Raw genomic sequence first — 10,695 nt, forward strand, 5'->3', positions numbered from 1 at the left:
AGGTGCCTCAGCCGACGAGGCCCGCGCGCATGGCGATCGCCACCATCTCGGCGCGGTCGCCCGTGCGGAGCTTGCGGGCGATGCGGGCGAGGTGGCTCTTGACGGTGAGGGCGGAGAGGCCGAGGACCTCGCCGACGTCGCGGTTGGAACGGCCCTCGGCGACGAGGGAGATGACCTGCACCTCGCGCTCGGAGAGCTCGTCCCACGCGCCGGTCGGCGCGATGGCGTCCGGTCGGGCGGTGCGGCGCGGGTCGGCGTCGTCCTCGTCGGCGGGGTCGACGACGAGGTAGCAGCGGGCGCCGGCGGTGAGGGCGGCGTCGGCGGCGGCGGCCGCGTCGGCGCCCTCGCGGCGGTGGTCGACGACGACGGTGGTGGCCCAGCCGCCGGCGGCCGCGTCGCGGACGAGGCCGAGACCGGTGCCGCCGCCGAACGACGGCTGGACGAGGCAGACCGTGCCGGCGCGGCGGGTGGCGAGGGAGCGGGCGGCGCCGGCGTCGGGGGCGGCGAGGACCTCGCGGGCGCCGACGGAGCGCAGGACGCGCACGGCGGCGCGGCGGAGCGAGCCCGAGGAGAGGGCGACGAGGGCGGTGCCGCGGTCGGCGGCGGCCTGCCGCTGCGTGCGGGCGCTCTGGCTCGGGATCCGCGCGACGGCGGGGCCGAGGACGGTCGGCGCGGCGCCGCGCGGCGGGACGGTGGCAGGTGCGGACACGGTGGGCTCCTCTCGGGCGCCCTTCCGTGGGCGCCACATGCCGTCCCATCGGCACCGACGTCCGACCACTTGAGCCGGACCTGTGGGGAACCTGGGGACGCGTCCCGGCGCCCGGGCGGCGTGGCCCGGCGACGTCGTCGGGGGCACCACGAGGAGGCGCGGGGACGGCGCGGTCGCCGTCGGGGAGGGGCGCGGTCCGCCGCGCCGGGCGGCGTCGCGGGGCGTCAGGAGGTGCGGCGGGGGAGGGCGGTGACGCCCTCGGGCAGCGGGGGCAGGCCCGCCACGGTGCACAGGAGGTGGTCGGCCCACGCCCGGAGGTGGTCGCCGACGACGTCGGGACCGCCGACGGGGGACCAGGACGCGCGCACCTCGAGCTCGACCGTCGGGGGCCGCTCGGCGAGGCTGCCGTAGCTCTCGGACAGGACGCGGGTCACCGTGCCGCCGGCGGCGACGTGCTCGGCGCCGCCCTCGGCCAGGGCGTCGAGGAACCACGACCAGCCGACGTCCCCGAGCAGGGGGTCGGCGCCGGTCTCGGGGTCGAGCTCCGCCCGCGCGAAGGTGACGACGCGCAGGTCGCCCTCCCAGGACTCCTGGCCCGCCGGGTCGTGGAGGAGGACGAAGCGGCCGGTGGCCAGGTCGTCCTCCTCGCCGCCGGCGGCGCGGACGACGTCCGCGGACAGGGCGATGGCGAAGGGCGCCACCCGGGCGGGGGCCGGCACCTCGGCGAGGCGGACCTCGGGGCGGGTGCGGGCGCCGCGCAGGCTCGCGGTGGCGCGCTCGACGACCGACGGGCCCGGCCCGCCGGCGCCCGTGCGGCCTCCGCCGGCCCTGCGATCCGCTCCCACGCCCGCAGGCTAGGTCGCCCGCGGGCCCGGGGTGCGGACGAGACGGCCCGCCACGCCGTGGGACGATCGGCGGGTGCCCGAGGTGACCCCCGTGACCGACGACCGGACCCCCGCGACCGACGACCGGCCCCCCGTCGGGGACCCGGGAGCGACGCCGGCGACGGGCCCCGCGGCCGGTCCCTTCGCGGCCGCCGCCGCCGGGCGCCGCGGCCGCCGGACGCCCGTGTGGTTCATGCGCCAGGCGGGCCGCTCCCTGCCGGAGTACCGCGAGGTGCGCGCGGGGACGGCGATGCTCGAGGCCTGCCGGACGCCGGACCTCGTCACCGAGATCACGCTCCAGCCCGTGCGCCGCTACGGCGTGGACGCGGCCGTCCTCTACAGCGACATCGTCGTGCCGCTCGCGGCGGCGGGCGTCGACCTCGACATCGTCCCCGGCACCGGCCCGGTCATCGCGGAGCCGGTGCGCACCGCGGCGGCCGTCGACGCGATGCCCGTGCTCGACCCGTCGGCCGTCGGCTACGTCGACGAGGCCGTGCGGATGCTCGTGCGGGAGCTCGGCGACGTGCCGCTGCTCGGGTTCGCCGGTGCCCCCTTCACCCTCGCCAGCTACCTCGTCGAGGGCGGGCCCAGCAAGAACCACGAGCACACCAAGGCGCTCATGTACGGCGACCCGGGCCTGTGGGACGCGCTGATGTCCCGCCTGGCGCAGCTGACGACGACCTTCCTCCGCGTCCAGGTGGAGGCCGGCGCGAGCGCCGTCCAGCTCTTCGACTCGTGGGTCGGCGCCCTGCCGCTCGCCGACTACCGGCGCTACGTGCTGCCGCACTCGCGGGCCGTCCTCGAGGGCGTCGCCGACCTCGGCGTGCCGCGCATCCACTTCGGCACCGGCACGGGCGAGCTCCTCGGCGCCATGGCCGAGGCCGGGCCCGAGGTCGTCGGCGTGGACTTCCGCGTGCCCCTCGACGAGGCCGCGCGCCGGACCGCCGCTGGCGCGGGGCGACCGGTCGCCCTGCAGGGCAACCTCGACCCGGCGGCGCTCTTCGCGCCGTGGCCCGTGGTGCGCGAGCGGGTCCTCGACGTCCTCGAGGCCGGGCGCGCGGCGCCCGGCCACATCTTCAACCTGGGCCACGGCGTCCTGCCGACCACCGACCCCGACGTCCTCCACCGCGTGGTCGACCTCGTGCACGAGGAGACGGAGAGCGGCACCGCCGCGTGACCGCCCCCGTCGTCGTCGTCGGCGCGGGCGTCAGCGGCCTCGTCGCCGCCCGTGACCTCCTGGCCGCGGGGCTGCCCGTCGTCGTGCTCGAGGCGTCGGCCCGGACGGGCGGGGTGCTGTCCCGCGGGGCGCTCGACGTCGCCGGGCCCGACGGCGGGCCGCTGCTCGTCGACACCGGGCCCGAGTCCCTCCTCGCGCGCCGTCCCGAGGCCGTGGCGCTCGTGCGCGAGCTCGGGCTGGGGGAGGACGTCGTCCACCCGGAGGCCGTGCCGCCGGCCGTCGCCACCCGCGGGCGGCTGCACGCGCTGCCCCCCGGCACGGTCATGGGCGTGCCCCGCACGACGGCGCACCTCGCCGGCCTGCTCGACGCGGGCGAGGTCGCCCGCGTCGCCGGCGAGCGCGTGCGGCCGCTGCCGGAGGGCACGCAGGACGTCGCCGTCGCGGCCTGGGTCGAGGGCCGGGTGGGGCGTGCGGTCGTCGACCGGCTCGTGGAGCCGCTGCTCGGCGGGGTCTACGCCGGCAGCGCCGACCGCCTGTCGTTGCGCTCGACCGTCCCCGCGCTGTGGCACCTGGCCACCGCGGCCGAGCCCCTCCTCGCGCCGCCCGCGGTCCCGCCGGCGCCCGTGCCCGCCGTCGCCGCCGACGCCCCGACGACCGCGGGGCCCGCCCCCGTCGCGGGCGGCCCGGGGGTCGGCGCGCCCGTCTTCGCCGGCGTCGCCGGGGGCGTCGGGCGGCTCGCCGAGGCGCTCGAGCGCTCCGTCGTCGCGGGGGGCGGGGACCTGCGGACCGCGACTCCCGCGACGGCCCTGCGCCGCGCGGCGCCCGAGGCCGTCGGCGACGGCCTCGGCGGCACGCACGACGGCGCCCGCTGGGTCGTCGGCACGCGGGGCGGGGAGCTGCGGGCCCGCGCCGTCGTCGTCGCGCTGCCCGCCCCGGCGGCGTCCCGGCTCCTGCGCGACGCCGTGCCGGCGGCGTCGGCGGCGCTCGCGGAGGTCCGGACGGCGAGCAGCGCCATCGCCACGCTGGCGGTGCCCGGCGCGGCCATGGCGGACGTGCGCCGCTCCGGTCTCCTCGTGCCGCCCGTGGAGGGGGGCCTCGTCAAGGCGGCCACCTTCTCGAGCACGAAGTGGGGCTGGCTGGGGCGCGCGGCGGGCGACCTCGCCGTCCTCCGCGTGTCGGCCGGGCGCGCGGGCGACGACGCCGCGCTCGACCGCGACGACGCCGACCTCGTCGCCACGGCGGCCGCCGAGGTGGGCGGGCTCCTCGGCCGCGACCTGCCCGTCGTCGCCGGCCGGGTGGACCGCTGGCGGGACGGGCTGCCGCAGTACGACGTCGGCCACGCTGGGCGCGTCGACCGGGCCCGGGAGGCCGCGGCGGGCGCCGCCGGCCTCGTCCTCGCGGGCTCGACGTACGAGGGCGTCGGGGTGCCGGCCTGCGTCGCGGTGGCGCGGGCCGCGGCGCGCGACGTCGTCGCGGACCTCGGGGCGACGGCCGCGGGCGCCGCGGCCCCGGGGACGGCGGGCCCCGCCGGGCCTGGGACCATGGGCGCGTGAGCGCGAGCACCCCGGCAGCCCCCGCCGAGCAGGTGGCCACCCCCACCGCCGCGGAGATCAACGACACCATCCGGTACACGACGTGGTCGGTGTACCGGTCGGCCGGCCGTCTGGCGGACGACGCCCGGCCCGCCGCCCTGGCCGAGCTCACCGAGCTCCTCGCGGCGGACCCCGACGTCACCGTCCGCGGTCTCTACGACGTCAGCGCGCTGCGCGCGGACGCCGACCTCATGGTCTGGTGGCACGCGCCGACCGTCGAGGCGCTGCAGGCGGCTTACGCCCGGCTGCGCCGCTCGGCCGTCGGCGCCGTCCTCGAGCCCGTGTGGTCCTCGACGGGCCTCCACCGCCCCGCCGAGTTCAACCGCGGCCACGTCCCGGCGTTCATGGCCGGCGAGGAGCCGCGCGCGTACTGCTGCGTGTACCCCTTCGTCCGGTCCTACGACTGGTACCTGCTCGAGGACGCGGACCGCAAGAAGATGCTCCGCGACCACGGCATGGCCGCCATGCCGTTCCCGGACGTGCGGGCCAACACCGTGAGCGCCTTCGCCCTCGGCGACTACGAGTGGCTGCTGGCCTTCGAGGCCGACGAGCTGCACCGCATCGTCGACCTCATGCGCGAGCTGCGGGCCACGGAGGCCCGTCGCCACGTGCGCGAGGAGCTGCCGTTCTACACGGGGCCGCGCATCACCGCCGCCGAGCTGGTCGAGCGCCTGCCCTGAGCCGCACCGGCCGCTCCTGACCGCCGACGACGAGAGGCCCCGGACCGGGTGGTCCGGGGCCTCTCGTCGTGCGGGGCGCGTGCGGGCGTCAGGCGTCCGCGCCGCGCCGACGCATCGGCACGTGGGGGATGCCGTCCTCGAGGAACTCCTCGCCGACGACCTCGAAGCCGTGGCGGCCGTACCAGCCGGCGAGGTGCGACTGGGCGTCGAGGACGAGGTCGACGTCGCCGTGGCGGGCCACGACGTCGTCGAGCAGGAGGCCCGCGAGGCCGCGGCCGCGCGCGTCGGGGGCCGTGACGACCCGGCCGACGCGCCGCGGCGCCCGGGAGCCGCCGGGCTGCTCGAGCACGCGCAGCGCCGCCGCGACGGCCACCTGCTCGCCGTCGCGGGGGGCGCCGTCGCCGACGTGCCAGACGTGCTCGGTGCCGGGGAGGAGGTCCTTGCCGTCCACCTCGGGGTAGGCGCACTCCTGCTCGACGACGAAGACGTCGACCCGCAGGCGGAGCAGGGCGTGCAGCGTCGGCGCGTCGAGCTCGGCGGCGGACGCCCGGCGCACGCCGTCGGCCGTCACGGGCGCTCGGGCTGCAGCGTCAGCGAGATCGAGTTGATGCAGTAGCGCTGGTCGGTCGGGGTGCCGTAGCCCTCGCCCTCGAAGACGTGGCCGAGGTGGCCGTCGCACGCCGCGCAGCGGACCTCGGTGCGCGTCATGCCCATCGAGCGGTCGCTGATGTAGCGGACGCGGTCCTCCGCGAGCGGGGCGTAGAAGGACGGCCACCCGCAGTGCGAGTCGAACTTCGTCTCCGAGCGGAACAGCTCGGTGCCGCACGCGCGGCAGCGGTAGACGCCGACCGTCTTCTCGTCGGTGTACTCGCCCGTGTACGGGCGCTCCGTGCCGCCGTTGCGGAGGACGGCGTACTCCTGCGGCGTGAGCTGCTCGCGCCACTCGGCGTCGGTCTTGCGGACCTGGGGGACCTGCTGGTCGGGAGCGGCGGCGGTGCTGTCGCCGGACGGGGTGCTGGAGGTCGTCTGGCTCATGCCCGTGCCAACACGGCGCCGCGCGCGGGCGTTCCCCGGCGGCCATGCTGGGGCCCATGAGCACCCCCGACGACGGCACGACGGACGCCCCCGGCCCCCACGACGCGACCCGGACCGTGGCGGTGCCCTCGGAGGCGAGCCCCGGGACGCCGGCGCACGAGCCCGTGGGCACCACGGCGGTCGAGGGCGTCGAGCCCGAGGACGCGTGGCGGCAGGGGATCCACCTCACGAGCGGGGCGCCCGAGGACGCCGACGGCAGCGGCCAGGCGCGCTCGGGCTACTGGGACGACGAGGACGACCCCGAGGGCCCCGATGAGACCTGAGCCCCGGACGCACCGGAGGGCCGGCACCGCGGTGCGGTGCCGGCCCTCCGGTGCGTCGTGCGGCGGCTCAGCCGGCCGCGTGCTGCTCGGGGTCGGGCTCGAGGTGCTCCACCTCGTCGGGGATCTCGCGGGGGCTGACGACGACGAGCCGCCCGGCGGACAGCTCCGCGCTCGTGTCGCGCAGCCACGGCGCCGGCTGGTCGGGCAGCCCGGCCTCGGCCAGCGCGCGCTCCAGCTGCGGCTGCACCTCCGACGGCGGGGTGCCCTGGAGGTGCTTGAGCGAGAGGAGGACCTGCTGCAGCACGTGCTGCCGGTCCTCGTGGGTCGAGGGGTCGGTCTCCGTCATGGCGCGACGCTAGCGGCGGCACGGGGCCGCCGCCCGGCGGCGCGGGCCCGGTCTCAGCCGAGGTGCGCGGTCCCGGCGTAGACGTGCAGGACGGGGACGCCGAGGTGGTCGCGCGCCCGCGACGCCCAGTCGCGGCCGACGGTGTCCTCGACGGCGTGCGGGCGGGTGACGACGACGACCTCGTGGACGCCGCCGGCGTCCACGGCCGCCTGCAGGGCGGGCAAGGGGTCGTCGGCGACGACCTCGCCGCCGGCCACGGCGTGGTCGGTACCGCGCAGGGCGGCGAGCGAGGCGGCGAGCGCGGCGTCGGCGTCCGCCCGGGCCTCCTGCGGGTCCGGCTGGCCCTCGCGGATCGTGGCCAGGGCCTCGCGGAGCTCGAAGAGGCTTAGGTGGTCGACGACGTCCGCGAGCAGCGAGCGCTCGGTGTCGGCGGGGACGAGCACGCGGTACGGCGCGACGACGCCGGTCTCGGCGTGGAGCGCGGCGATGCGGGCGGCGTCGTCCGCGCCGAGGGCCTCCTCGGTGAGGACGACGACCGTCCCGGCGGCGTCGTCGGGGGCGGGCTGGGCGGCGGGGTCCTCGGGCACGCCCGCAGGCTACCGACGGCGTCCGCGGCGGCACCCCGGGCGGCAGCTGCGGCGGCGCGGCCTCACGTCCGGGCGAGGACGTCCGCGAGGTCGTGGTCGGCGGGGACGTCGAGCTGGTCCCACGTGCAGGACAGCGGGTCCCGGTCCGGGCGCCAGCGCAGGAAGCGCGCGACGTGCCGGAAGCGGCCCTTCTCCAGCTGGTCGTACGCGACCTCGCACACGAGCTCGGGCCGCACGACGACGAAGGACCCGTCCCGGTCGCGGGAGAAGCGGTTCCGCTCGCCGGCCCCGCGCAGCGGCTCGCCGGCGTCGTCGCGCTCGACGTGGGGGGCGAGCTCCTCGACGAGCTCCAGCCGCCGGGCCGCCGTGAAGGCGGACGCCCCGCCCACCTGGTGGAAGCCCCCGGCGCCCGCCTCGCCGGGGACCCCGGCCTCGGCGCCGTCGCCCGCCCGCAGCCCGAGCAGGAGGGACCCGACGCCCGCCCCGCTCTTGTGGACGCGGTAGCCGACGACGACGACGTCGGCGGTCCGCGCGTGCTTGACCTTCGTCATGACGCGGCGGCCCTGCTCGTAGACGGCCGTCCGCGGCTTGGCGACGACGCCGTCGAGCCCCGCCCCCTCGAAGACCTCGAGCCACCGGCGGGCCACGTCGGCGTCGTCGGTGCGGCGGGTGAGGTGCAGCGGCGCCCGTACGTCGCCCCAGCGCTCCTCGAGGAGGGCGCGCCGCTCCTCGGCGGGCCGGCCGGTGAGGTCGTCGTCGCCGTCGGCGAGCAGGTCGAAGGCGACGAAGGACGCGGGCGTCTGCTCGGCGAGCAGCCGCACCCGGGACGCCGCGGGGTGGATGCGCTGGGACAACGTGTCCCAGTCGAGCCGCTCGGCGCCGGGGCGGCCGGCGCGGACGACGAGCTCCCCGTCGACGACGCAGCGGGCCGTGCCGAGCTGGGCGACGAGCTCGGCCACCACCTCGGGGAAGTAGCGCGTCAGCGACTTCCCGCCGCGGCTGCCGAGCTCGACGACCGGGTCGTCCCGGTCGCCGTCGTAGAAGACGACGCAGCGGAAGCCGTCCCACTTCGGCTCGAACCACAGCCCGCCCTCGGTGGCCGCCGGGTCGGGGACCGCCGCGGCCGCTCTCGCGAGCATCGGCTCGACGGGCGGCAGCACGGGCAGGCGCAGGTCCGCCGGGGCGTCGCCGGTCCCGGCGTCGGCGCGGGCGGGCGGGCGGGGCGGGGGAGGGGCCACCTGTCGATCCTGCCGCCGGGAGGCGCCGCCTGCGCGGGATCGGCCCGGCCGTGCCGACGGCCCGGGGCTGCGGGCAGGATGCCGCCATGGCCCCCCGTCCCGTCCCCGGCCCGGCGACCGGGCGCACCGCCCTCGGCCTCGCCGCCCTCCTCGGGACCGCGGGCGCCGTCCACCTCGTCCGTCCGGGCGTCTTCGCCCCCGCGGTGCCCCTCGTGCTGGGGCGGCCGCGACCGTGGGTGCTGGCCTCCGGTGCCGCCGAGCTCGGCTGCGCCGCGGCGCTGGCGCACCCGCGCACGCGGTCGCTCGGCGGCGGGCTCGCCGCGGCGCTCCTGCTCGCCGTGTGGCCCGGCAACGTCTCGATGGCCCTGCGGGCGCGCGGGACCGGGCGGGCGGGCGCCGTCCGGCGGGTCGTCACGCTGCTTCGGCTGCCGCTGCAGGTGCCGCTCGTGCGGGCCGCCCTCCGCGTCGCCCGTGCCGACGCGCCGTCGGGGTCCGCCGCGTGAGCGCGCGCGACGTCCTCGGGGCCGTCCGCGGCGTCCTCCCGGTCGGCCCGACCGCGCGCCGTCGGGCGCGGACCACGGCCCGGGTCGCGGCCTGGACGGGAGCCGGCGTCGTGGGCGCCACCTCCCTTGCCGCCGCCGGGGTCTCCGGGCTCGCGGCCTTCTTCGTGCGCCGCGTCGTCACGCCCGTCCACGAGCGGCCGGACGACGTCCGCGTGCTCGCGGTCGACCTGGACCCGGCCCTCCCGGGCGGCCCCACCGTCACCGTCACCGCCGACCCGCAGACGCGCGCCCCGGGCCGCTACGTCCTCCTCCTCGACGGCGGCCGCCGCGCCGCCCAGGTCGGCGACGTCGTCCGCGAGGAGCGCGGGTCCGTCGTCCGGCGGCTGCTCGAGGTGCCCGAGGGCGGGCTCGAGCCCGGCACGGCGCGCTGGAGCGGCACCGTCCACGTCGGCGACCCCTCGGCGGCCGGGCTGCCCTTCGAGGACGTCGTCGTCCCGACCCCGCTCGGGGGGATGCCGGCCTGGTTCGTGCCGGTCGGGCCCGCCCGCCGCGGCGCCGCCGCGGGCGGCGGCGGGGACACGTGGGCCGTCCTCGTCCACGGCCGCGGCGCGACGCGGGAGGAGTGCCTGCGGGCGCTCCCCGTGCTGCACCGTCTCGGGCTGCCCTGCCTCGTGCCCGCCTACCGCAACGACAAGGACGCCCCGGCGTCGTCGGCGGGGACCTACGGGCTCGGCGACACCGAGTGGCTCGACGTCGAGGCGGCCGTCCTCCACGCCCTCGACCGCGGCGCGCGGGAGGTCGTCCTCGTCGGGTGGTCGATGGGCGGGGCGATCGTCCTCCAGCTCGCGACCCGCTCCTGGACGGCCGACCGGGTGCGCGCGATGGTGCTCGACTCCCCCGTCGTCGACTGGCGCGACGTCCTCGAGCACGCCGCCCGCCAGCACCACATCCCGCGGCCCGTCGGACGGCTCGGCATGGCGATGCTCGCCCACCCCTCCGCGCGCGCCCTCCTCGGTGTCCAGGCGCCCATCGACGTCACCCGGCTCGACTGGGTGGTCCGCGCCGACGAGCTCGGCGTGCCGCTGCTCCTCCTCCACGCCGGCGACGACGACGTCGTCCCCATCGGCCCCTCGCGCCGCCTGGCCGCCGCCCGCCCCGACCTCGTCGTCTTCCGGGACTTCCCCGGCGCCCAGCACACCAAGGAGTGGAACACCGACCCCGACCGCTGGGAGCGAGAGGTGGCGCGCTTCCTGCTCGAGCACCTCTGACGGTCGCGCGACCGCAGCCGACGTCACGCAGCCGCCACCTCACGGGTCCCCAGCCTCGTCGTGCGGGCGCGCCAGCGGTCGACGACGCGGTCGAGCGCTCTCGTCCAGGGTGGTGGTGGTCGTCGGGGTGCGGTGCCGTCGGGTGGGTGCCAGATCACCTGGGTGCCGTCGAGCTCGCCTCGCCAGCCCTCGCGGTGGACGAGGCGGTGGTGGTGGCCGCACAGGCAGGCGGCGTTGCGCTCGGACGTGGTCCCGCCCTTCGACCAGGGGGTGAGGTGGTGGATGTGGCCCCACTCGGCCGGACGGCTGCAGCCGCCCCAGGTGCAGGTGCGGTCGCGCAGGCGGACGGCGGT

Annotated in this window: 14 protein-coding genes; 6 read left to right on the top strand and 8 right to left on the bottom strand. The window is 78.8% G+C overall.

What is annotated here, in order from left to right; translation table 11 throughout:
- Positions 1 to 7: 7 nt before the first annotated feature.
- A complete protein-coding gene (locus EDC03_RS16600) occupies positions 8 to 709 on the bottom strand; it encodes a helix-turn-helix transcriptional regulator (protein ID WP_123381371.1) in 702 nt (233 codons plus the stop codon).
- 224 nt (positions 710 to 933) lie between these two features.
- A complete protein-coding gene (locus tag EDC03_RS16605) occupies positions 934 to 1,554 on the bottom strand; it encodes a DUF3000 domain-containing protein (RefSeq protein WP_123381372.1) in 621 nt (206 codons plus the stop codon).
- A 91-nt stretch (positions 1,555 to 1,645) separates the two neighbouring features.
- Here EDC03_RS16605 and hemE point away from each other — a divergent pair, with 91 nt between their 5' ends.
- From hemE to hemQ, 3 genes are read left to right on the top strand one after another with little or no spacing between them, the layout of a single operon-like run.
- On the top strand, positions 1,646 to 2,770 hold the full coding sequence (gene hemE, locus EDC03_RS16610) for a uroporphyrinogen decarboxylase (RefSeq protein WP_123381400.1): 1,125 nt from the start codon (positions 1,646 to 1,648) through the stop codon (positions 2,768 to 2,770).
- On the top strand, positions 2,767 to 4,323 hold the full coding sequence (locus EDC03_RS16615; RefSeq protein WP_123381373.1) for a protoporphyrinogen/coproporphyrinogen oxidase: 1,557 nt from the start codon (positions 2,767 to 2,769) through the stop codon (positions 4,321 to 4,323). Before hemE ends, EDC03_RS16615 begins: the two co-directional genes overlap by 4 nt.
- 32 nt (positions 4,324 to 4,355) lie before the next feature.
- Complete coding sequence (gene hemQ / locus EDC03_RS16620; protein WP_123381401.1) at positions 4,356 to 5,042, top strand: hydrogen peroxide-dependent heme synthase; 687 nt, start codon at positions 4,356 to 4,358, stop codon at positions 5,040 to 5,042.
- 88 nt (positions 5,043 to 5,130) lie between these two features.
- Here the strand turns inward: hemQ and EDC03_RS16625 are convergent, their stop codons facing one another.
- Positions 5,131 to 5,613, bottom strand: a complete 483-nt coding sequence (locus tag EDC03_RS16625; protein ID WP_123381374.1) for a GNAT family N-acetyltransferase — start codon at positions 5,611 to 5,613, stop codon at positions 5,131 to 5,133.
- Complete coding sequence (msrB, locus tag EDC03_RS16630; RefSeq protein WP_123381375.1) at positions 5,610 to 6,077, bottom strand: peptide-methionine (R)-S-oxide reductase MsrB; 468 nt, start codon at positions 6,075 to 6,077, stop codon at positions 5,610 to 5,612. Before msrB ends, EDC03_RS16625 begins: the two co-directional genes overlap by 4 nt.
- Before the next feature lie 56 nt (positions 6,078 to 6,133).
- Between msrB and EDC03_RS16635 the strand changes: the two genes are divergently transcribed.
- The gene (locus EDC03_RS16635; protein WP_148058130.1) at positions 6,134 to 6,400 is read left to right on the top strand and encodes a hypothetical protein; all 267 of its coding nucleotides are present in this window, start codon (positions 6,134 to 6,136) and stop codon (positions 6,398 to 6,400) included.
- 67 nt (positions 6,401 to 6,467) lie between these two features.
- Here EDC03_RS16635 and EDC03_RS16640 read toward each other — a convergent pair whose 3' ends face one another.
- The 3 genes from EDC03_RS16640 to EDC03_RS16650 all read right to left on the bottom strand — a co-directional run bounded on the left by EDC03_RS16640 (position 6,468) and on the right by EDC03_RS16650 (position 8,472).
- Positions 6,468 to 6,746 (bottom strand): hypothetical protein, encoded by a 279-nt coding sequence (locus EDC03_RS16640; protein ID WP_123381377.1) that lies wholly within the window; start codon positions 6,744 to 6,746, stop codon positions 6,468 to 6,470.
- Positions 6,747 to 6,799: 53 nt separating this feature from the next.
- Positions 6,800 to 7,333 carry a hypothetical protein gene (locus EDC03_RS16645; RefSeq protein ID WP_123381378.1) on the bottom strand — a complete coding sequence of 178 codons (534 nt, stop codon included), beginning with the start codon at positions 7,331 to 7,333 and terminating at the stop codon, positions 6,800 to 6,802.
- 62 nt (positions 7,334 to 7,395) lie between these two features.
- A complete protein-coding gene (locus tag EDC03_RS16650; RefSeq protein WP_422393839.1) occupies positions 7,396 to 8,472 on the bottom strand; it encodes an ATP-dependent DNA ligase in 1,077 nt (358 codons plus the stop codon).
- Between the two features lie 185 nt (positions 8,473 to 8,657).
- On the opposite strand from EDC03_RS16650, the gene EDC03_RS16655 reads away from it, so the two are divergent.
- Positions 8,658 to 9,074, top strand: a complete 417-nt coding sequence (locus EDC03_RS16655) for a DoxX family protein (protein WP_123381379.1) — start codon at positions 8,658 to 8,660, stop codon at positions 9,072 to 9,074.
- Complete coding sequence (locus tag EDC03_RS16660) at positions 9,071 to 10,342, top strand: alpha/beta hydrolase family protein (protein WP_123381380.1); 1,272 nt, start codon at positions 9,071 to 9,073, stop codon at positions 10,340 to 10,342. Before EDC03_RS16655 ends, EDC03_RS16660 begins: the two co-directional genes overlap by 4 nt.
- A 23-nt stretch (positions 10,343 to 10,365) precedes the next feature.
- Here EDC03_RS16660 and EDC03_RS16665 read toward each other — a convergent pair.
- Positions 10,366 to 10,695, bottom strand: a 330-nt coding sequence (locus EDC03_RS16665; RefSeq protein WP_148058131.1) for an HNH endonuclease signature motif containing protein, incomplete at its 5' end; no start/stop codon positions are given.

Source organism: Pseudokineococcus lusitanus (assembly GCF_003751265.1).
Classification (GTDB): Bacteria; Actinomycetota; Actinomycetes; order Actinomycetales; family Quadrisphaeraceae; genus Pseudokineococcus; species Pseudokineococcus lusitanus.

Excerpts from the sequence above, each read along its gene's own strand:
- msrB (WP_123381375.1), bottom strand. The coding sequence starts at position 6,077 with ATGAGCCAGACGACCTCCAGCACCCCGTCCGGCGACAGCACCGCCGCC.
- EDC03_RS16635 (WP_148058130.1), top strand. The coding sequence starts at position 6,134 with ATGAGCACCCCCGACGACGGCACGACGGACGCCCCCGGCCCCCACGAC.
- EDC03_RS16640 (WP_123381377.1), bottom strand. The coding sequence starts at position 6,746 with ATGACGGAGACCGACCCCTCGACCCACGAGGACCGGCAGCACGTGCTG.
- EDC03_RS16650 (WP_422393839.1), bottom strand. The coding sequence starts at position 8,472 with ATGCTCGCGAGAGCGGCCGCGGCGGTCCCCGACCCGGCGGCCACCGAG.
- EDC03_RS16655 (WP_123381379.1), top strand. The coding sequence starts at position 8,658 with ATGGCCCCCCGTCCCGTCCCCGGCCCGGCGACCGGGCGCACCGCCCTC.